This is a genomic window from Pseudomonas sp. S1_E05, from assembly GCF_056337105.1.
This window is the reverse complement of record NZ_JBFRHM010000001.1, coordinates 1976036-1995039: the sequence shown is the minus strand read 5'-3', so window position 1 is coordinate 1995039 and position 19004 is coordinate 1976036. Positions and strand designations below refer to the sequence as shown.

Here is a 19004-nt window from a genome sequence, read left to right as displayed (position 1 = left end):
TGTCAAGCGCCTGGCAATCTCCCCAAGCGATTCACTTCACACCATCAACCGCTGCCGGCAGCGTGAATTTGAACAAGGCTCCCTGGCCAAGCACACTCTCGGCCACGATGCGCCCACCGTGGGCCTCGACAATCCCCTGCGAGATATACAGACCCAATCCAGTGCCCGTTGGATTGCCTTCCTTCATCGTCCAGTAGCGGTCGAACACATGAGGCAGATGCTCCGCAGGTATGCCTTCACCGCTGTCGCGCACGGTGAAGACGATTTCACCGCCGCACGATTCGGCGTGCACGCCTACCGTGCCCAGGCGCGGGGTGAACTTGATCGCGTTGCTGACCAGGTTCGACAGCACCTGGAACAAGCGCTCAGGGTCCGCCTGGATGCGCAGCTCGGGATCAGCCTCGAAGGAAATGCTGATGTCCTTGTCCAGTGCCAGAGGGGCGAGCAGCGCTTGAGCTTCCTCGAACATCTGGGCGACATCGAGCTTTTGCGGCGTGATCGTATAGCGTCCCGCGTCGATCTTGGAGGTGTCGAGCAGGTCCTCGAGCAGCGTATTCATCCGCCCGGCGGCTTGTTGCATGGTGTCGATTGCGGTGGAAATGCGCCGCGAGGTGTGCGGGCCATCGGAGCTGAAGGTCTTTTGCATCATGCCGCATAGCATGGAAATGACGGTCATCGGATTGCGCAAGTCGTGGGACACCACGGCCACCAGTTCGTCGCGGGCGCGCACGGCTTCCTGCTCTCGACGCACCTGGCGAGCCAGGTCATTTTCCAGCGCCGAGCGGCGCAGGTCGTTGGCCGCGTAGAGGTCGCCGTGGCTCCACTTGGTGGAAATCCCGGCCATTTCGACTTTCCAGATTTCGAACGAGGTGCGCGGTCGCAGTCGCAGACCCGCGTTGGAGTTCTCAAGATCCAGCGGCTTTCGTGGGTCGCCGCTCCATTGGATGTTCTCTTTGACTTCCGGACGGAACCACATCACGCCATTGTCGACAGGTTTGGGCAGGCTCATGGCAAGCACACCGCTGGCCACTTGCTGATATTGCGCGGCGGGTGGGTAGACACTGGCCAGGTGATGACTGGCGAACACCGGTTTGCCACTCTCCTGCAACCATTTGTGCAACGCGCGGATTTCGTCGGGCTCCGGGCAACTGCCGTACCGGTGCAGTTGCTTGTCCTCGATGATGGCGATGCCACCCGCCCGGGCCAGCGCCATCAGTACTTGGGGTTGTTGGGCCAGGCCGTCGAAGACATTCTCTGGTGAGTCGATCATTGCCTGATTGAGCAACGCCAGCGACTCGAGCTTCTCATCACGCTGGCGGCTCAGTTCCAGCGCCTCCATCGCGTTGATCTGCAGCGACAGCACCTGGCCGATGGTCTGGCAGGCCGTGCGCAACTCGTGCGGGACATGCAATGGCTGGCGGTTGCCGCAACTGATCAGGCCCCACAGTTGGTCACCACGCATCAGGGAAATGCTCATCGATGACAGCACCCCCATGTTCTTCATGTACTGGCAGTGAATGGGCGAGACGCTGCGCAGGGTCGCGAAACTCAGGTCCAGCGGAGTCTGGGTGTCGGGTCGTAGCTTCGGCACCAGGGGCACCGGCTGGTAATCGGCGTTGGGGATGATCCGCAACCAGTTGGTGCGATACAACTCACGGGCCTGTTCGGGGATGTCCGATGCCGGGAAGAACAGACCGTTGAACACTTCCATCGACGGGTCGGAGGCCTCGGCGATGACCTGGCCGTGGCCTTCCTCTTCGAATCGGTAGATCAGTACCCGGTCGTAACCGGTCATGGCCTGGATTTCCTTGACGCTCACGTCGTACAACTCTTGCAGCGTGGTCGCCGCTTGCAGGCGCTGGAGCATCCGCCCCAGATTCGTCTGATTGCCGGCGACATTGCGCGGCTGGAAATTCTCGACATGAATCTCCAGCTCCAGGATCAGCACCCCTTCATGGCGATGCAGCAAGCCTTCGAACGCCGTGCCGTTGATTTTGAAGCGCAGGGGTGGGACGTCGAAGAGCGTAGGTTGCTGCAACGCTTCGCGTACGGCTTTGGCGTGTGCGTCACCGATGAGGCTTTGCAGCGGGCGCCCGATCAGCGTCTGCGGCTCTCGCGCCAATAGTGTGTCGACGTTGGCACTGACCTGGATGATCTCCAGTTCAGGCTCGGTCAGGGTCAGCAGCAGGCCGTGGGGCTGGATGGCGCCGGGAAAACGGATAGGTTCGTCGGCGCAGTTGGCCAGGAGTTCTTCAAACGCGTCTTTGTCTTGTGGTGTCATACCAGAACCTCCTGGCTTTGCAGCCAACGTTCGAAACAACTGAAAGTGGTGTGTGCTGCGGTGACGACGGCCTTGCGCTCGTCGGCGTCCATTGGGCGGCTGCCCAGGTAATCGATGAAGTCGCGCCAGCGGCGGCCGGTCGAGGCGCCATAGACATCGAGAAATGCGGCACCGTTTTCTGCGCCCAGGTCCAACCGTGAGGCGATTTCCCGACGCAGGATCTGCCCGCCGAGCGTTGCGCCTTCCAATACGTAGAGGACACCCAGGCACGCTGCGGCGCTATCGATCACCGGCAAGTCTCGGCAGGCGGGCAGATCTTCCAGTGCTTGCTCGGACAGGCCCATGGCTTGCAGGTCGCGGTCCAAGGTCATGGCTTTGAGTCGCATGCGCAAGTCAAAATCTTCCGGCATGTACGCGCTCACCTGCAATGCGGTTTCCAGCGGTCGATAAAAACCGTAATAGGCCTGCATCAGGCGTTGGAAAGCCTGGACATCAAGGGAGTCGGAGAAAAACGGCAGACGTTTCTCCAGGGCGATATGCATCACGGCGGTGCCGGTGCGCAGATCCTGAAGCACGGGTGGGACCTCACGGGTCTTGGGTTGCATGGTCATAAACTCTAATCCGACCTCGTTATGGCCATGACTGAAAAAATTCCGGTGTGCATACTACAGTTCTTGGGCAGAACTGGTTTGAGGGTTTTTGTAATTGCGATGGCTGGTCCATGGTTAACTGACCGCCATTTTCAGGGAGGGTTCGCGCAATGGATACTGCATTCAAACACCCACTGTTTGTTGTAGGGCTGCCTCTGCTTGCCATCGGCATCAGTACGGGGAACACCGGTTTCTGGTTGCCCGGACTGGTGTTCATGGTCATCGGCTGGTCGCAGCGGTCGAAGAAATAACGCAGGAAAGCGTTCGATGGAAGCGCAAAGCAAAATTCTGGTGTTCTTGAGGCGCCACCGATACGTGGTTCTGACATTGATGATCGTCGCGACTCTGGTCAACGCGTTCGCCCGTTTCACCGGGGATTGGGAGCGCTTCTGGACCGTCCTGATGCTGCAGGCACTGTTCGGGCAGGCAGTGTTCAACTACCTGCGTGGGGGCACGGTGCAGTTCGCGACGGGTGGTGGGCTGTCAAAGGACGCCAACCCAATGGGCCGTGCCGCCCTGGCAGCCTTCGCGCTGGCGGTTTATCTGGTGGCGTTCGCCTACGAGGGACAGCCGCGCGAGCCGTCCATTCATGATAAACGGCCAGGTGACTGGACGATGCCGACGCGGGCAGAGAACCGACCGTGAAGCCCGCCAGCGAAGTCCGGCCGCTAGGTGGACCATTCGACCGTGTTGCGCAGCCGCTGTGCATCCTTGCCCGGCGGCAGTCCAAACATGCGCACATAGTCGCGGCTGAACTGCGAAGGGCTATCGTAGCCCACGCGATAGCCGGCGCCGGCGGCATCGAACGCCTGCGCCACCATCAGGCGCCGGGCTTCCTGCAGGCGTAATTGACTGCGAAATTCCAGTGGGGTCATGGCGGTGACGGCCTTGAAGTGGGCGTGGAACGTCGAGCGGCTCATGCCTGCAACGTCGGCCATTTCTTCGATCCGGCAAGCTTCGTGGTAGTGGTTGCGTATCCACGCGATGGCACGGCCGATCTGGTTCAAGCGGCTATCTCCCCTGGCCATCTGCCGGACGATTCCGTTGGCGTTGCCGGTGAGCAGGCGATACAGCATCTCGCGAATGACCAAAGGCGCCAGCTCTTCGATGTCGGCTGGGATATCCAGGAGCCTGGCGAGCCGGACGGCGGCGTCCAGCATCGGCGCGGTGGTCGTGTTGAGCTCGATGCCCGATGTCGGCAGGTCGGTCGTGTCATCCGGTGCGCGATGGCGCAGGGCGAGCTCACTCAATACGCTCATGTCCAGATCCAGCACCAGGCACAGGTAAGGCGCCTGCTCGCTGGCCTCGATGACCGAGCCCATGACGGGAATGTCCACGGACGCCACCAGGTGCGTGGCAGCGTCGTAGACATACGACGCGCTGCCTGCCACCACATGTTTGCGACCCTGGGCAATCAGGCACAGCGTCGGTTCGTAGACCACGGGCATCGGGATGGTGGGTTTGCTGGAGCGAACAAGACTGACCCCGGGGATCGGTGTGTCATGAATACCGTCAGTGGGCGCATGGCGACTGATGAGGTCGATCAGGCTTTGCAAAGATTCCATGGGAACTCCGTTAAACGCCGGCTCGGATAATCATGCAAGAAGGAAGGACGATTCATCTATAAGCGTGCGGGCCTTGGCGGGCAGACTTGTTTCGTACCCGTCAGCATCCAATTCTGTAAGGAGGCCATAATGCCTGCAACCACAGCACTCGACCACTACCGCCTGCTCGGACGATCAGGTATGCGCGTTTCGCCCCTTGCCCTCGGCACCATGACGTTTGGCGCCGACTGGGGATGGGGGGCGGACGAAGCTGAAGCCCGGCAGATTTTCGATGCCTACGTCGATCATGGCGGCAACCTGATCGACACGGCGGTCAACTACACCAATGGCGCCTCTGAGCGCATTCTTGGCCAGTTCCTCAAGGGCAAACGTGACCGCCTGGTTGTGTCGACCAAGTTCACCATGGCCCGCGATCCCAGTGATCCCAACTCGGGTGGCAACCATCGCATGAACCTGATGCGCTCGGTGGAGACCAGCCTCAAGCAACTCGATACCGACCGCATCGAATTGCTCTACTTGCACGCGTGGGACTTCACCACCGGCGCCGAGGAAGTCATGCGCGCCCTTGATGATCTGGTGCGTAGCGGCAAGGTGCTCTACCTCGGTATCTGCAACACCCCGGCGTGGAAAATCGCCGAACTGCAAACCCTCGCCACATTGCGCGGCTGGTCGCCCCTGGTGGCATTGCAGATCGAGTACAGCCTGGTGGAACGCAGCGTCGAACATGAGTTGATGCCGATGGCGCAGTCCATGGGGCTGGGAGTCTTGCCATGGTCACCCTTGGGCGGCGGAATCCTCACCGGCAAATACGCTCGTGAGGATCTGGGCCAGGCCAGCGAAGCTAACGTCTCGGCGACGCGCAAGGGTGTGATCAGCTCTTCGGGGCATATGAATGAACGCTCCCTGCAAATTGCCAGCGTGGTGGCAGCCGTTGCCGACGAGGTGGGCGCCACGCCATCTCAGGTCGCCCTGGCTTGGACGCTGCTCAATCCGGCGGTGGCGGCCCCCGTGATGGGCGCCAGGACGCTGGCCCAGGCACGGGATAATCTGGGTGCCCTCAGTTTGCAACTGGCTGACGAGCACATCGCCCAGTTGAATCAAGCCAGCGCTCCCGAGCCTATCTTTCCGGGGCGCTTCGTCTCTCGGCCTATGGTCCAGCAACTGATATTCGGTGGCGCTCAATTGCAGCGCCGGGTGTGATAGTCGAAGGAGGCATATTAATGAGTTCCATCACCTTGCAACGCGTGCGCTCGATGACACTGGCTGTGCTGGTGGGCCTGGGAACAGGGTCGACCGGGGCCAGCGCCAACTCAATGATGGCTGTCGAAGCACGAAACAAACAGCACGTCACCGAAGCCTTTGACCGCTGGGCCGCCGGTGGCACCACATTCTTCAGCGACATCCTGACACCGGATGTCGTCTGGACCATCAAGGGCTCAGGCCCCAGTGCGGGTGAATATCGAGGGGTGGATGCATTCGTAGAACAAGCGGTACGCCCCTTCGTTTCGCGCCTGTCCAGCCCGGTCCGGCCCGTCCGCAAGCAGATATGGGCCGATGGCGATCACGTGATCATTCAATGGGACGGCGTTGGTACGGCGCGTGACGGGCAGGCGTATCGCAACAGCTATGCCTGGATCTTCCATATGCGCGACGGTAAGGCGTTCGAGGCCACGGCCTTTCTTGATCTGGCCCCTTATGACGACGTGTTGCGGCGTATCCCTGAACAGGCGGCGGATTAGTCAGAAGGCCGATCAAACTGAATCTCTCCGTGCCTGGCGGTTCTACAACAGAACAGACAGGCACGGAGAAAGGAAAATGAGCACATCATTGAAGGTCGGGGACGCGGTGCGCTGGAATTCCGAGGCCGGGATCATCCACGGCAAGGTCGTCAAAGTGCACGTCAAGGATGTCGAGTTCATGGGGCGCCATCGCCCGGCATCCAAGGATGCCCCGCAATACGAGGTCAGGAGTGACAAGACCGGTCACCTGGCGATGCACCATGGCGAGGCGCTGCATCGCACTGGATCATGAAGCGCAACGATTCACGCGACTGCGCACGGCGTCCAGCATACGCTGGCCGTAAAGACCGACACCCAGCCCCGCAACAATCAGCACCACCGCCACGATTTTGTTGATCGACAGCCTCTCATCGAAAATCATCACCGAACCCAGCAAACCGAACACCGGCACCAGCAAGGACAATGGAGCGACGGTGGAAACCGGGTATTGCTTCAGCAGTGAATTCCACACCCAGTAACCGAACAGCGTGTTGGGGTACACCTGGAACAGAATTGACAGCACGGCACGATAGTCCAGTTGGTGGACCAGGGCGCTGTAACCCGCCGAACCGTTCACGGCGTATTCCAGCGCAAACAGCGGGATCGGCGAAAACGCGCTGGACCACACGAGGAAGGCGAACACCTGGGTGGTTCGGGCCTTTTTGTTGATCACGTTGGCCGCACTCCAGGCCACTGCACCCAGCAATACCAGGATCAGCCCGGCGGCGGTAACGGTGCCGTCGACAATGGAAAGAATGCTCAACAAGCCGCATAACGCGATGGCCATACCCGCCAGTTGATAGCGTGAGACCGTTTCCTTGAACACCCACGCACCCAGCAGGATGGTGAAAAACGCGCTGAACTGCAGCACCAGCGAAGCGATGCCGGCAGACAGTCCGGCCTTGATCCCCAGGTTGACCACGCCCCACAGTCCGATGCCGAATACCAGACCGTAGCCAATGATGTAGCGCCATTGCACATCGGGTTTGGGGATGAAAAAGAGGGCGGGCACGGCGCAGAGGCTGAAGCGCAGGCCGGCGAGAATCAGCGGGTCGACGGTGCTCAGCCCCAGTTTGATCACCGAGAAGTTCAGCCCCCAGATGGCGGTGATGGAAATGGCGAGCAGCAAGTGCCGTGTCTTCATGCGCAGGGTCCTTGATCGATTGCGGGGAGTTGTCGGGTGAAAAACCACAGAAGCAATGCCGTTGCGCTGATCGACCCACCCACCAGGCTCACCGCGGGCCAGCCCCATAGCGCGTACACCTGGGTCGCGGCGGCGGCGCCAAGCGCGCTGCCCACCGAATAAAAGCACATGTAAGCGCCGACCATGCGGCTTTGCGCGTCGGGGCGCGCGGTGAAAATCAGGCTCTGGTTGGTGACGTGAACGGCCTGCACGGCGTAGTCGAGCAGGATCACGCCGACAACCAGCGCGAGCAGCGAGGTTTGCGCAAACGCGATGGGCAGCCACGACACTGTCAGGAGCGCCAACGACAGGCCGGTCACCCGTTGGCCAAAACCTTGGTCGGCCCAGCGACCGGCTCGCCTGGCGGCCAGGGCGCCGGCAATACCCGCCAGGCCAAACAGGCCGATGGCGGTATGGGAAAGCGACAGCGGCGGGGCGCTCAAGGGCAGGACCATGGCTGTCCAGAGCACGGAGAAGGCGGCGAAGATCAGCAGGGCAAACAGGCCTCTGATGCGCAGGGTCGGTTCGGTCAGGAACAACGCCAACAGCGAGCGGATGAGCGCTGGGTAGCTGTGCCTGACTCGGGGGGCTGCAGCGTCCGGTGCCATGTTGTAGAGCACCACCGCGAGGGCGAGCATGAGCCCGGATGAAACGAAATATACGGCGCGCCAACCGGCGAGATCGGCAATCAGCCCCGAGGTTAACCGGGCCATCAGGATGCCCAGGACGATACCGCTGGTGACGGTTCCCACCGCCTGCCCACGTTGTGCGGGTGTCGCCAGCACGGCAGCGTAGGCCACCAGCACCTGAACCACCACGGCGAGCAGCCCGACAGCGATCATCGACGCCAACAGCACCCACCACTGCTCGGCCGAGCCGACCGCCGCCAGGGCCACGGAAGTGGCGAGCACTTGCGCCAGAATCAGCCATTTGCGGTTCAGCAAGTCGCCCAGCGGGACGATGAACAACAAGCCCAGCGCATAACCCACCTGCGTCGCCGTCACCACCCTGCCAATCAGAGACGGCGCGACGTTCAGGTCTTGGGCCATGGTGTCGAGCAAGGGCTGTGCGAAGTAGATGTTGGCGACTGCAAGCGCACAGGTCATGGAAAACAGCAGGGTCAGTGATGGCGAAAGCCCCGCAGGCGAGTCGGCTTGGCGAACTGCGGTATCAGCTGTCATGTGCGGCTCCGTCGGTTAAACTGGTTTCAATTTAAAACCTGATGGGCAGGTTGCTGGATCAGGTTTCAAAATGCAACCAGATTTAAGTGCGATTTTGCGAGGAGCAAGCGATGGTGCAAGACACTTCACCGCAAGCCAACGAGTGCCCGGTCGCCAGGACACTGCAAGCCATTGGCGATCGCTGGTCGCTGATGATCATCCGCGACGCGTTTGACGACATTCGCCGTTTCAGTGATTTCCAGAAGAACCTGGGCGTGGCCAAGAACATATTGACTGCGCGGTTGAAAGCACTGGTGGAGGTGGGGGTGTTCGACGTGCGACCAGCCTCGGACGGCAGTGCCTACAAGGAATACGTGCTGACGGAAAAGGGACGTGAAGTCTTTCCGATAGTCGTCAGCCTGCGTCAGTGGGGGGAGCGGTTCCTGTTCGAGCCTGGTGAGACACGCTCGATGTTGCTCGACGACGAGGGCGGCGAGCCGGTGATGCCCATAGAAGTGCGCTCGGCCAGTGGCCGCAAGCTGGGGCCGGCGGATTGTCGGCGGGTGAGGGTTGTGGTCGAGTGAGGCAGTTCCCACCGTTCCCCTGCAGGAGCGCCGGTTGACGCTCGATTGCTCGCGATGGTCGTGAACGATGACGCGGCTGCCTGGACGCCCGCGGTGCCCGGGCCTCCATCGCGAGCGTGCTCGCTCCTACAGGGGCGCGGTGATCGGGGCGTCGTTGCGCTTGAACTTGATGCGTCGGCTCCAGGCGATGGCGGGGCGTTCGAACAGGCGGTAGGCAATGGCGGCCACGACGATGCAGCAGACGATGATCAGCACCGTCGCCAGGATGTCCGAGGCCAGGCCGTCGGGCATGAAACGCCGGTACACCCGCATTAATGTCCCGGTCACCGGGGAATGGAACAGGTACAGGCTGTAGGAAATCAGCGCCATCTTCTGCACCGGATAACTGGCCAGCAAGCCCAGTGTGACGGACCGATTGAGCAGCAGGCAAAACGACAGGCCGGTCAATCCGGCCGCCATGGCAAATGAATCGTCACCGAGCACCCCGATCAACAAAACCACGGCGCTGTACCCCATGGCGACAACCCGGCTCTGCAGCGTGCCGGACAGGGTTTGGGCGCACAGCACGCCTGTCATGAAGCTGTACCAGAACGCAATAAAGCCGCCTTTCCAGCCGATCGAATGGATGAGTTCGGTGGGCCACAGCAGCGCCAGCAGCGCACTGGCCCAAATGAAGTGATTGCGCGATTTGAACGTTTCACTGCCGGCGGCCTGGTCAGCCAGCCACATCAGCAATGCAAAGGCGATGTAGAACTGCACCTCGATGCACAGGGTCCAGAACACTGTGATGATGTTCCTGATGCCCAGGAAATCCTGGAGAAACAGCATGTGCGCGAAAATATCCGTAGCCCCGGGAAGAGCCACATCGGGTTGACCGAACATCCGTTTGGCGGCAATCACCGCCACACCCAGGGCGATGGCCGCATAGTAGGGCGGGGCCAGGCGCACCAGGCGGCGCGCGACAAAGTTGGCCGCGTTGGCATTGTTCATCGTCACCCGCGCCGTGGTGGTCGCCATGACGATACCGCTCAATACGAAAAAGATCGGCACGCCCAGGTGACCGGCATCGAACACCGCATACTTGACCCAGTGCGGGATGGCGGCAAGAAGGGTGGGGATGTGAGTGCCTTCGGACAGGTGGAACAACACCACCCAGAAGGCTGCGAAGCAGCGCAGGGCGTCGACCAGGGCGAGGCGATGCTTATCGTCAGTGGTGATTACACTCATTCCCGCGTCTCCATTGTCCAGCTACGGATTCTTATCGTTCTGTAATGCAACCACTGAGTCGCAGCTTAGCACCTGGCGGGGCTTGTCAACGGGGCAGAACGCCAACGCATGCACGCCGTCGATGACTTCCCCGCGAGACAGACGTATCTTTCCCGTTCGCTGATTCAAACAAGACAAACAACAAGGAGTCATTGATGTTACCGATCCGTCTCGGCCTGGTGGGTTACGGCAAGATCGCCCAGGATCAACACGTGCCAGCGATCAAGGCCAATCCCGCTTTCCAACTGGTGTCCGTTGCCACCCAGGGGCAGCCCTGTGCCGGGGTTGAGAACTTCAAGTCCCTGGACGAAATGCTGGAAAAGGGCCCGCAGGTGGATGCGATTGCCTTCTGCACGCCACCACAAGGACGATTCGCGCTGGTGCAACAAGCACTGGCCGCGGGCAAACACGTACTGGTAGAAAAGCCGCCGTGCGCCACCTTGGGCGAAGCGATGGCGCTGGCGGATCAGGCCGGCAACCAGGGTGTCAGCGCATTGTTTGCCTGGCACTCACGCTACGCGCCGGGCATCGAACCCGCCCGCGACTGGCTGGCCAGCCGCACACTGCAAAGTGTGCAGATCGACTGGAAGGAAGATGTACGCAAATGGCACCCCGGCCAGGCCTGGATTTGGCAACCGGGCGGCCTGGGCGTATTCGACCCGGGCATTAACGCCCTGTCGATCGCCACTCACCTGTTGCCGCTGCCGTTGTTTGTCGAATCGGCCGAGTTGCGGGTACCGAGCAACTGCCAGTCGCCGATTGCCGCTTCCATCAAAATGGCCGACGCGCGCCAGCTCGATGTGCGGGCCGAGTTCGACTTCGATCACGGCCATGACGAGCTCTGGAGCATCGAAATTCGTTGCAGCGAAGGTACCTTGCGCCTGGATAACGGTGGCGCACGGTTGAGCATCGATGGTGTGCGCCAATCGGTATCAGAGGAGGGTGAGTATGCCGCCGTGTATCGGCACTTCCAGCAACTGATCGGCGACAAGGCCAGCGATCTGGATTTGCAGCCGCTGCGGTTGGTGGCGGACAGCTTTTTCGTCGGCAGTCGTACGCTGGCTGAGCCGTTCTACGATTAATCGGGATCGGCACCGCGGCAGGTATCTGCCTGCCGTGGTCATTCCAGCCAGGTGTTCAGCACCCGACGATCCAGCTCTTCCCATTCGGCCATGCCCAGCACCCGCGTGGTATTCAAGCCGCGTAGATAGCCGCGTAACTGATTGGCGGTCGCCCGCACCTGCTCGGGATCGGGGGTGCTTTCGCGCACCAGGATGGTTTCGTACGGGACCAGGTACTCTGCCACTCGATCACGGTATTCGGGCAGTACGGCGTCGCGAATGAGGTCAAAAGTTCTCAAGCAGGGATCCTCGGCGAATCTTGGTTTTATTGGCTGTGCATCCGTTGGTACGGAGCGCACGTATTGCTAGAAATAATCCGTGGCATGACGAAACGCAAGTGCTGCTTTGGCGTGGGGCGGTGCGCGCTGCCCAGCCCATTGCTGTCGGCGCAACGCTGTATTGCCCGTTCGATGGATTCCGGGACATGCCCGGCGAGCCTACGCTGGCCTCCTTTATCAAAAAGGAGTCCGCCTACATGACCACGTCCCTGTTCGATCCCATTCAACTGGGTAACCTGCAACTTCCCCATCGTATCGTGATGGCGCCCCTGACTCGCTCGCGGGCCAGCCGTCCCGGTAATGCCCCGACCGACCTGAACGTTGAATACTATCGCCAGCGCGCCAGTGCTGCGCTAATCATCACCGAAGCCTCGCAAATTTCCCAGCAGGCGCAGGGTTATGCCTGGACGCCAGGGATCTACACCGATGAACAGGTGGCGGGATGGGCACGTGTGGCCGATGCCGTTCACGGCGAAGGCGGCAGGATTTTCCTGCAAATGTGGCATGTCGGCCGGGTGTCCCATCCTTCATTTCAACCAGGGGGTGGTTTGCCGGTTGGTCCGAGCGCGCAGCCTGTACCGGGCAAGACTTACGTCGAAGGTGCACAGGGCAACGGGGAATGGGTCGACGTACCGGTGCCCCGTGAACTGACAAAAGACGAGATCGCCTTCATCATCGACGATTATCGTGTTGCCGCCAGACGTGCCATCGACGCAGGGATGGACGGTGTCGAAATTCACGCAGGTAACGGCTATCTGCTGGACCAGTTCATCAATTCCAACAGCAACCTGCGAACCGACGCCTACGGCGGCTCCATCGAAAACCGGGCCCGTTTCCTCATTGAGGTGGCCGATGCGGTCGTCGCGGAAGTCGGTGCGCACCGCGTTGGCGTTCGCCTTACACCCATGGGGCGCTTCATGGGCATGGGCGATGCCACACCTGAGGAGACTTTCGGATACGTGGTCAAAGCACTCGACGCACGCACGCTCGCCTATCTGCACCTGGTCGAGCCGCAAATCGTCGGCACGGTCAAGGACGAGGAGGTCGATCCCGCGTGGGACCGTATCATTCTGGCGCTGCGTGCGGCCTGGCGCGGCACACTGATCCTGGCGGGCGGATACGACAAGCAAAGCGCGGAAAAGGCCTTGGCCAACGGCCGGGCGGATTTGATTGCGTTCGGGCGTTCATTCATTGCCAACCCGGACCTGCCACTGCGTCTGCGACTAGGCGCGCCTTTGAATCTTGCTGACGGTTCGACATTCTTCGGGGGTACGCAGGCGGGTTATACCGACTATGCGAAACTGGGCTGACCAGGGTGCAGCGTCATAAGTGATGGCAAAAAGCTCAATCACTCCATGTATCATCTCGCACGCCGTGTGCAGGGCTTAACTGGCCTCGCACGATTACCTGAGCGATACATGGAGTCTCTAATGGCTGTACGCCGCTTTACTGCTGCATTCCTGGTCTTGATCCTGGCAGGGTGTGCGACCAACACCCCGGAGAAACCCATCTCCCCAATGCCCGAAGCCGAATACGCGCAACTGATGGTGGCGCAGGCCACCGCAGGCGTTGGCTCCATTTCCGGCAAGCTCTACTTCACCGACCGCCGGGGCCGAGTGGTCCAGGGCAACAACAGCAACATGTTGATGTGGCCGGCCACGCCCTATACGGAAAAGCGCCAGCAGGCCGAACGGGCCGGCATCCGCTTGCCTGACCGCATGGACCCGCGGATCGACAAGCTGACCCGTCGCACGTTCAGCACCAGCACCGGCGAGTTCAAGTTCGATGCCGTGCCCGCTGGCACCTACTTCGTCTGGAGCTATGTCGACATGAATTCCATCGTCAGGCGGGTGGTTGTGCAGGAAGGCCAGGAAACCACGGTGTTCCTGACCAACGATTGATCAGGACCGAACGCAATTTCACCACAGGGAAACAACGGATGAACAAGTGGATGCTGGTGCTCGTCGCGCTGCTGTCGTTGGGTGGCTGCGTCAGCCCCTCCAACATGATCGAGCGGGCCGATGAGAACACCCCCATCGACCCCCGGAAAGCCATCATCGTCGGTTACGTGTCGGAGGGGTTCCTGACCCAGCCCCATGGCCTGCACGTGATGCTCAAATACCAGGACCCCAATCCGCAGGCCACGGCCACGCGCATCGAGTTGACCACGCTGGACCAGAACAACGAAGTCCAGGGTAGCCGCAATATCATGGGCAACACCTTCGTCTATGAAGTGCCGGCCGGCACCTATGAAATCACCCATTGGTTCTACCGCTTTTATGACGGCATGAGCGTCGACCTGAAAAAACCGCTTAGGTTTACCGTCAAGCCAGGAGACGCGGTCTACATCGGCAGCTTCCATGGCAATGCACTGACCCTGTGCCTGGCCAATCGCGACGACTTTGCCAAGGCGGTCGTCGATATCAAGAAAGCGCACCCGTTCCTGGCCAACGTGGCGATCACCGATCTGTCGCAGGACCTGCAATTTCCAGGCTGGCCCAGCAGCAAGGCCGAGGATGTTTTTGGAAAGGGGCTGTGCAAGTTTCAATAACGCGGGACAATGCGGGTTAGCCTGCTTGTTTCCAACGTTGAATGCCCGAGTAGAAAGACATGAATCGCCGCAAGAAAATCAATCAGATACTTAAAGCCAATGCCAAAAAGGCCAGTGCCAAGCTGGCGCCGAAGAGCAAACCCCAGTACATCAGCAAGGCTGACCGCGCGAAGTTGGCGGCCGAAGCTGGCGATGACGCCGTCACCCCGTCCGAGAGTTGATCGTCCGCCGTCAACGCCAGCTCCACGACACCCCGACATACGCCGCCAAACCCTCGCCTGGTGTGGAGCGGGCGGCGTCCAGGCCCTTGTCGTCGTAGCCCGGCGTCACCGTGGCGGCGTAGCGCTTGTCGGTCAGGTTGCGGATGTCCAGCCAGGTCTGCCAGTCACCCTTGGGGGCGTTGTAACCCAGGGTGGCGCCGAAGAGGGCGTAGGGATCGGCGTAGTAGCTGTTGGCGTAATCCACCGCGACCTTGGACACCCACTGCGTATTGATTGCGGCAAAGAAGCCTTGTGGCCAGTCGTAGCGCAGTTCGCCCTGGTAGTAATGCATCGGCAACCCCGGCAGGCGGTTGTCGCCGAAGCGATCGTCGTCGCGGTAGTGAAAATCGCTGAAGGTGTAGCTTTGGCGCAGGCTCAGCTCACCGCCATCGTCGCCTGACCACAGCGGGCTTTGCAGGCTGGCTTCCACGCCCTGATGCACCGTGGGGCTGGCGTTGAGCTCGTAAGGCGTGGTGGCGTTGGCGTCCGGCAGCACCGAGAGCAATTCGTGGCGGACTTGCGAGTAGTACCAGGAAAGGGTCCATTGGCCGACGGCGCTGTCGCCACGACCGCCCAATTCCAGGGTCGTCGCCGTCTGGTTTTGCAGCTCGATCGGATCGCGTTGGGTTCCGGTCGCCGGGCCGTTGCCGGGGGCGAAGCGTTGGTTGGCGCTGTAGATCAGCGACCACGGGTGCGGCCCTTCGACGGAGCGACTGAGGTTACCGAACACCTGCAAATCAGGGGTCACCTGGTAGCGCAGGCCCAGGCGTGGCGCGTAGTCCCAATCGCCCATGCTGGTCTTGCCGCCACCCTCGGGGTAGGTCACGGCACTTTCACGGCGGGTGTAGATGGCGGCCAGGCCGGTGGTCAACCACAAGTCATCGGCAATCTCCAGGTCATTGCCTGCATGCAGGACAGTGTCCGAACCTTGATAGGTAAAGTTGCGCATGTGGGTGCCCGGTGCGTAGCCCGCGGTGTTGCCACCGGGGATGCGCACCAGCTCGCTGGCCCCGGCATTGGGCAAGTGTTTGGTCACGCGCAGGCCCACGGTGCTGCGGCTTTGCAGGCCCCACAAGGTATCGCGCCGCTTGTAGTCGAACGTGCCGCTGACATCGGTGTAAGCCACCTTCAAGCGGTTGGGGCCTTCGCGCAGGTCCATCGGGTAGTCGTGCCAGACAAGGCCTGTCTCGATGCTGGAATCGTCATCGAGATAAAACGTGGTCTTGTTGCCGATGAAGGTGCTGCCTGGCTGTTTGCGTCGATCATCGCGCGACACGTAGGCGGGGTTGGCCGCCCGTGGGTTGTGCTCGATGGAGTGCTTGGTCACCCGGCCGGCGAGGTCGTTGTCAGTCTGGCGGTAGCGAAGGTAGAAGCGCGTTTCCAGGTTCGGGTTAAAGCGATAGCCGAAGTTGGCGATCACCCCCTGACTCTCGCTGGCGGTGTGGTCCTGATAACCATCGGCATTGGCGTCTGTCAGGGACAGGTAGTAGTCGAAGTTACCCAGTACCTGACCAGAGCTGACTTGCCGCTGTTGATAACCATGGCTGCCCGTGGCATAGCGCACCTGCAAGCGCGGCGCCGTGTAGCCGGTGTGACTGACGTAATCGATGGCACCGCCCAGCGCCAGGGCACCGCGATCAAAACCGTTGGCGCCGCGCAATACCTCCACATGCTCGACCCACAACGGTTCGAGCAATTCGTAGGGCGTGCCACCGGGACCGGTCAGCGGCAGGCCGTCGAGCATCGTGTACAGCCCTGACGCATGGGCGCCCGGCGCCCGGTTGATCCCAGAGCCACGGATCGAAATCTTCACCCCTTCATTGCCCGCCGATTGTGCGTAGACCCCGGGTTGATAGGCCAGCACATCCTGGTTGCTGGCCACCCGTCCCTGCAACGTGCGACGCATGTCCACCACATTGGTGCCGCCGGGCACCTCGGCCAGTCGGGCCTTGGCGTCTTCGATCGATTGCTCTTCGCTGCCTGGCTCTTCTGCGCCGATCAGCACTTCCCCCAGCTCCAGGCCCTGGGCTTCTGCCAGGGGCGGACACACGAGCGCCAGGCCCAGCAGCGCGGCGGGCAAGGATTTGGGCGAGGGCATTGAGAAAACTCCAGACGTGCGGGAAAAGGCAGTGAAAAACTGCGACGTAGGGAGGGACGAAGGAAACACATGGGAATTTTGTTTTTTTGCTGGCGTGAATCGCCAGGATGACGCGAGCACAGACACCCGCGCCACACCTGCCAGGCTTCAATCCACCCGCATGCCTGTGGTTTTGTCGAACACATGCAGCTGTTCGCAGCGCCCGCGCAACGTGACCTGCTCGCCCAGCGCCAGGGTGTCGCGACGTGACAATGACGCCACGACCTGGGCGTCACACGCCCGTCCATAGACGTGGCTGTCGGCGCCGGTCGGTTCGATCAGCTCGACGCTGAACGGCAGGGTAAACGTGGCGCCGTCCACCGAGGCGAGGGTGAGATGCTCCGGCCGGATGCCAACCACCAGCGCGGATAATGCAGGCCGGTCGACCTGGCGGCCGAGGGCGATCAGGTGTTCGCCAACGCGCAAAGACGACTCGCCGCCTTCGTGTTCGAGCACACCCTCGATCAGGTTCATTGCCGGGGAACCGATGAAGGTGGCGACGAACAGATTGGCCGGGCGGTCGTAGACTTCGATGGGCGCGCCCACCTGCTCGATGCGCCCGGCATTCATCACCACGATCAGGTCTGACATGGTCATGGCTTCCATCTGATCGTGGGTCACGTAGATGGCGGTCGTGCCGAGCCGGCGTTGCAGGGTGCGGATCTCGATGCGCATCTGCACCCGCAGTTTTGCGTCCAGGTTGGACAGCGGTTCGTCGAACAGAAACACCTGAGGCTGGCGCACGATGGCCCGGCCCATGGCGACCCGCTGGCGCTGGCCGCCGGACAGAGCCTTGGGATGGCGATCCAGGTAAGGCGTGAGCCCCAGCAGCTCGGCGGTTTCCCGTACGGCGTTGTCGATTCGTTCGGGGGATTCCTTGCGCAGGTGCAGGCTGAACCCCATGTTCTGCGCCACCGTCATGTGCGGATACAGCGCATAGTTCTGGAACACCATGGCGATGTCCCGGTCCTTGGGCGATATATCATTGATAACCCGCCCGTTGAGTTCGATGGTGCCGGCGCTGACCGATTCCAGGCCGGCGATCATCCGCAGCAGAGTGGATTTGCCGCAGCCGGATGCCCCGACCAGCGAGACGAATTGACCGTCGGCGATGGACAGGTCAATGCCGTGGAGCACGGGGATCGAACCATAGTTTTTACGTAGTTGCCGGATGTTGACCGTTGCCATAGCGAGAAGATCACCTGTGTCAGGACCCGCGGATTCAGGAGAGTTGCACGACCTTGGTCAGGTGGCGCGGTGCCGTGCTGTCCAGCTGTTTGTACTGGGCCAGGCGTTCGCCGAACAATTGCAGGGCGGGGAGGATTGCCAGGTTGCGATCCAGGCCTTGCTGTGCGATGTCGATCGACAAATCGCCGGGGCCGCCGATACCGATCACCACCGCGCCCTTGGCTTGTAACTCTGCGCACAGCGTGTGTTCTTCGTCGAGACTGTCGGGACTGTAAATGAGGACCACGCAGGTGTTGGCGTCGACCAGGCTGACCGGACCGTGGCGATATTCCAGCGGGTGGAATACCTGGGTGTAGGTCAGACTCATTTCCTGCAACTTCAGCGCACCTTCGCTCGCCAGGCCGAAGAAGGCGCCGCCGCCCAGGTAGACGAAGTGCGAACGCGACAGCACTGCAGAACTCAATTGGCTGTCGAGGGCGCGCATCGCCCCTTCGGCACTCTGGGCAATGTTCGGTTCGAGAGGGGCGCCGGCCAGGCGCAAACCGAGCAATAGCATCAGGCTGGCCGAGCTGCTCATCACAATGCCTTCGAGGGCGTGCGTCGGCGCGAACAACACCTCGTCGCTACGTTTTGCCAGGCTGCTGTCCTGCTCGCAGGTAATGCCCAGTGTCGATAGGCCGCGGGCGCGGCTGGCGTCGACGGCCTGCACGGTTTCAGTGGACTCGCCGCTACGCGACAACGCGATGACCTTAACGCCGGTCATGTCCGCCAGGTAAGCCTCGGGACGTCGAGCCCATTCACCACCGGGCACGGCAATGGCGCGTTGGCCCTGGAGGTTCAAGGCGCTGGCTACGCTTTGTGCCAGGTAATAGGAAGTGCCGCACCCGACCACCACCAGGGTGGCGGCACGGAAATCGGGCAGTGGCTGCGTCAACGCCGGCTGCCAGAAAGGGAATTGCTCAACGATGACTTGTTCAGTGATGTTCATGGCGTGAGTCCTTT

At 61.3% G+C, this 19004-nt stretch carries 21 protein-coding genes; 11 read left to right on the top strand and 10 right to left on the bottom strand.

What is annotated here, in order from left to right:
• Positions 1 to 31: 31 nt before the first annotated feature.
• Positions 32 to 2281 carry an ATP-binding protein gene (locus tag AB4N33_RS09085; RefSeq protein ID WP_476457055.1) on the bottom strand — a complete coding sequence of 750 codons (2250 nt, stop codon included), beginning with the start codon at positions 2279 to 2281 and terminating at the stop codon, positions 32 to 34.
• A complete protein-coding gene (locus AB4N33_RS09080; protein WP_476458802.1) occupies positions 2278 to 2886 on the bottom strand; it encodes a biliverdin-producing heme oxygenase in 609 nt (202 codons plus the stop codon). Before AB4N33_RS09080 ends, AB4N33_RS09085 begins: the two co-directional genes overlap by 4 nt.
• Before the next feature lie 155 nt (positions 2887 to 3041).
• On the opposite strand from AB4N33_RS09080, the gene AB4N33_RS09075 reads away from it, so the two are divergent.
• Together AB4N33_RS09075 and AB4N33_RS09070 are read left to right on the top strand one after the other, a co-directional pair.
• On the top strand, positions 3042 to 3182 hold the full coding sequence (locus tag AB4N33_RS09075; protein WP_476457054.1) for a hypothetical protein: 141 nt from the start codon (positions 3042 to 3044) through the stop codon (positions 3180 to 3182).
• Between the two features lie 16 nt (positions 3183 to 3198).
• Complete coding sequence (locus AB4N33_RS09070; RefSeq protein WP_476457053.1) at positions 3199 to 3576, top strand: hypothetical protein; 378 nt, start codon at positions 3199 to 3201, stop codon at positions 3574 to 3576.
• A gap of 23 nt (positions 3577 to 3599) precedes the next feature.
• Here AB4N33_RS09070 and AB4N33_RS09065 read toward each other — a convergent pair whose 3' ends face one another.
• Positions 3600 to 4496, bottom strand: coding sequence for an AraC family transcriptional regulator (locus AB4N33_RS09065; protein ID WP_476457052.1), 897 nt, complete (start codon positions 4494 to 4496; stop codon positions 3600 to 3602).
• 129 nt (positions 4497 to 4625) lie between these two features.
• Here AB4N33_RS09065 and AB4N33_RS09060 point away from each other — a divergent pair, with 129 nt between their 5' ends.
• The 3 genes from AB4N33_RS09060 to AB4N33_RS09050 all read left to right on the top strand — a co-directional run bounded on the left by AB4N33_RS09060 (position 4626) and on the right by AB4N33_RS09050 (position 6527).
• Complete coding sequence (locus AB4N33_RS09060; RefSeq protein ID WP_476457051.1) at positions 4626 to 5696, top strand: aldo/keto reductase; 1071 nt, start codon at positions 4626 to 4628, stop codon at positions 5694 to 5696.
• A 20-nt stretch (positions 5697 to 5716) separates the two neighbouring features.
• Entirely contained in the window at positions 5717 to 6235 is a 519-nt protein-coding gene (locus tag AB4N33_RS09055; protein WP_476457050.1) for a nuclear transport factor 2 family protein, read from the top strand.
• Between the two features lie 76 nt (positions 6236 to 6311).
• Entirely contained in the window at positions 6312 to 6527 is a 216-nt protein-coding gene (locus tag AB4N33_RS09050) for a hypervirulence associated TUDOR domain-containing protein (RefSeq protein WP_460141955.1), read from the top strand.
• Here AB4N33_RS09050 and AB4N33_RS09045 read toward each other — a convergent pair.
• Positions 6522 to 7418 carry an EamA family transporter gene (locus tag AB4N33_RS09045; RefSeq protein WP_460141954.1) on the bottom strand — a complete coding sequence of 299 codons (897 nt, stop codon included), beginning with the start codon at positions 7416 to 7418 and terminating at the stop codon, positions 6522 to 6524. The two genes, AB4N33_RS09050 and AB4N33_RS09045, sit on opposite strands and share 6 nt — an antisense overlap.
• Positions 7415 to 8638: an MFS transporter gene (locus AB4N33_RS09040; protein WP_476457049.1), complete on the bottom strand. Its 1224-nt coding sequence runs from the start codon at positions 8636 to 8638 to the stop codon at positions 7415 to 7417. The genes AB4N33_RS09045 and AB4N33_RS09040 overlap by 4 nt, the downstream gene beginning before the upstream one ends.
• A 110-nt stretch (positions 8639 to 8748) precedes the next feature.
• Here AB4N33_RS09040 and AB4N33_RS09035 point away from each other — a divergent pair, with 110 nt between their 5' ends.
• Positions 8749 to 9201, top strand: a complete 453-nt coding sequence (locus AB4N33_RS09035; protein ID WP_476457048.1) for a winged helix-turn-helix transcriptional regulator — start codon at positions 8749 to 8751, stop codon at positions 9199 to 9201.
• A gap of 126 nt (positions 9202 to 9327) precedes the next feature.
• Here the strand turns inward: AB4N33_RS09035 and AB4N33_RS09030 are convergent, their stop codons facing one another.
• The gene (locus tag AB4N33_RS09030) at positions 9328 to 10428 is read right to left on the bottom strand and encodes an acyltransferase family protein (RefSeq protein ID WP_476457047.1); all 1101 of its coding nucleotides are present in this window, start codon (positions 10426 to 10428) and stop codon (positions 9328 to 9330) included.
• A 194-nt stretch (positions 10429 to 10622) separates the two neighbouring features.
• Between AB4N33_RS09030 and AB4N33_RS09025 the strand changes: the two genes are divergently transcribed.
• On the top strand, positions 10623 to 11549 hold the full coding sequence (locus tag AB4N33_RS09025) for a Gfo/Idh/MocA family protein (RefSeq protein WP_476457046.1): 927 nt from the start codon (positions 10623 to 10625) through the stop codon (positions 11547 to 11549).
• Positions 11550 to 11587: 38 nt separating this feature from the next.
• On the opposite strand, the gene AB4N33_RS09020 is transcribed toward AB4N33_RS09025, so the two are convergent.
• Positions 11588 to 11827, bottom strand: a complete 240-nt coding sequence (locus AB4N33_RS09020) for a hypothetical protein (RefSeq protein ID WP_460141949.1) — start codon at positions 11825 to 11827, stop codon at positions 11588 to 11590.
• A gap of 236 nt (positions 11828 to 12063) precedes the next feature.
• Between AB4N33_RS09020 and AB4N33_RS09015 the strand changes: the two genes are divergently transcribed.
• The 4 genes from AB4N33_RS09015 to AB4N33_RS09000 all read left to right on the top strand — a co-directional run bounded on the left by AB4N33_RS09015 (position 12064) and on the right by AB4N33_RS09000 (position 14638).
• Positions 12064 to 13176 carry an alkene reductase gene (locus AB4N33_RS09015; RefSeq protein WP_476457045.1) on the top strand — a complete coding sequence of 371 codons (1113 nt, stop codon included), beginning with the start codon at positions 12064 to 12066 and terminating at the stop codon, positions 13174 to 13176.
• 120 nt (positions 13177 to 13296) lie between these two features.
• Complete coding sequence (locus AB4N33_RS09010; protein ID WP_476457044.1) at positions 13297 to 13767, top strand: hypothetical protein; 471 nt, start codon at positions 13297 to 13299, stop codon at positions 13765 to 13767.
• Positions 13768 to 13805: 38 nt separating this feature from the next.
• A complete protein-coding gene (locus AB4N33_RS09005) occupies positions 13806 to 14417 on the top strand; it encodes a hypothetical protein (protein WP_476457043.1) in 612 nt (203 codons plus the stop codon).
• Between the two features lie 59 nt (positions 14418 to 14476).
• Positions 14477 to 14638 carry a DUF2986 domain-containing protein gene (locus AB4N33_RS09000; RefSeq protein ID WP_460125776.1) on the top strand — a complete coding sequence of 54 codons (162 nt, stop codon included), beginning with the start codon at positions 14477 to 14479 and terminating at the stop codon, positions 14636 to 14638.
• A 10-nt stretch (positions 14639 to 14648) separates the two neighbouring features.
• On the opposite strand, the gene AB4N33_RS08995 is transcribed toward AB4N33_RS09000, so the two are convergent.
• The 3 genes from AB4N33_RS08995 to AB4N33_RS08985 form a co-directional block, all read right to left on the bottom strand.
• Complete coding sequence (locus tag AB4N33_RS08995) at positions 14649 to 16775, bottom strand: TonB-dependent receptor family protein (RefSeq protein WP_476457042.1); 2127 nt, start codon at positions 16773 to 16775, stop codon at positions 14649 to 14651.
• Between the two features lie 147 nt (positions 16776 to 16922).
• Entirely contained in the window at positions 16923 to 18002 is a 1080-nt protein-coding gene (locus tag AB4N33_RS08990; RefSeq protein ID WP_476457041.1) for an ABC transporter ATP-binding protein, read from the bottom strand.
• 34 nt (positions 18003 to 18036) lie between these two features.
• Positions 18037 to 18990, bottom strand: coding sequence for an SIS domain-containing protein (locus AB4N33_RS08985; protein WP_476457040.1), 954 nt, complete (start codon positions 18988 to 18990; stop codon positions 18037 to 18039).
• Between the last annotated feature and the right edge of the window lie 14 nt (positions 18991 to 19004).

Excerpts from the sequence above, each read along its gene's own strand:
- AB4N33_RS09065 (WP_476457052.1), bottom strand. The coding sequence starts at position 4,496 with ATGGAATCTTTGCAAAGCCTGATCGACCTCATCAGTCGCCATGCGCCC.
- AB4N33_RS09050 (WP_460141955.1), top strand. The coding sequence starts at position 6,312 with ATGAGCACATCATTGAAGGTCGGGGACGCGGTGCGCTGGAATTCCGAG.
- AB4N33_RS09035 (WP_476457048.1), top strand. The coding sequence starts at position 8,749 with ATGGTGCAAGACACTTCACCGCAAGCCAACGAGTGCCCGGTCGCCAGG.
- AB4N33_RS09075 (WP_476457054.1), top strand. The coding sequence starts at position 3,042 with ATGGATACTGCATTCAAACACCCACTGTTTGTTGTAGGGCTGCCTCTG.
- AB4N33_RS09040 (WP_476457049.1), bottom strand. The coding sequence starts at position 8,638 with ATGACAGCTGATACCGCAGTTCGCCAAGCCGACTCGCCTGCGGGGCTT.
- AB4N33_RS09000 (WP_460125776.1), top strand. The coding sequence starts at position 14,477 with ATGAATCGCCGCAAGAAAATCAATCAGATACTTAAAGCCAATGCCAAA.
- AB4N33_RS09060 (WP_476457051.1), top strand. The coding sequence starts at position 4,626 with ATGCCTGCAACCACAGCACTCGACCACTACCGCCTGCTCGGACGATCA.
- AB4N33_RS09005 (WP_476457043.1), top strand. The coding sequence starts at position 13,806 with ATGAACAAGTGGATGCTGGTGCTCGTCGCGCTGCTGTCGTTGGGTGGC.
- AB4N33_RS09085 (WP_476457055.1), bottom strand. The coding sequence starts at position 2,281 with ATGACACCACAAGACAAAGACGCGTTTGAAGAACTCCTGGCCAACTGC.
- AB4N33_RS09055 (WP_476457050.1), top strand. The coding sequence starts at position 5,717 with ATGAGTTCCATCACCTTGCAACGCGTGCGCTCGATGACACTGGCTGTG.
- AB4N33_RS08995 (WP_476457042.1), bottom strand. The coding sequence starts at position 16,775 with ATGCCCTCGCCCAAATCCTTGCCCGCCGCGCTGCTGGGCCTGGCGCTC.
- AB4N33_RS09030 (WP_476457047.1), bottom strand. The coding sequence starts at position 10,428 with ATGAGTGTAATCACCACTGACGATAAGCATCGCCTCGCCCTGGTCGAC.
- AB4N33_RS09015 (WP_476457045.1), top strand. The coding sequence starts at position 12,064 with ATGACCACGTCCCTGTTCGATCCCATTCAACTGGGTAACCTGCAACTT.
- AB4N33_RS09025 (WP_476457046.1), top strand. The coding sequence starts at position 10,623 with ATGTTACCGATCCGTCTCGGCCTGGTGGGTTACGGCAAGATCGCCCAG.
- AB4N33_RS08985 (WP_476457040.1), bottom strand. The coding sequence starts at position 18,990 with ATGAACATCACTGAACAAGTCATCGTTGAGCAATTCCCTTTCTGGCAG.
- AB4N33_RS09080 (WP_476458802.1), bottom strand. The coding sequence starts at position 2,886 with ATGCAACCCAAGACCCGTGAGGTCCCACCCGTGCTTCAGGATCTGCGC.
- AB4N33_RS09045 (WP_460141954.1), bottom strand. The coding sequence starts at position 7,418 with ATGAAGACACGGCACTTGCTGCTCGCCATTTCCATCACCGCCATCTGG.
- AB4N33_RS08990 (WP_476457041.1), bottom strand. The coding sequence starts at position 18,002 with ATGGCAACGGTCAACATCCGGCAACTACGTAAAAACTATGGTTCGATC.
- AB4N33_RS09070 (WP_476457053.1), top strand. The coding sequence starts at position 3,199 with ATGGAAGCGCAAAGCAAAATTCTGGTGTTCTTGAGGCGCCACCGATAC.
- AB4N33_RS09010 (WP_476457044.1), top strand. The coding sequence starts at position 13,297 with ATGGCTGTACGCCGCTTTACTGCTGCATTCCTGGTCTTGATCCTGGCA.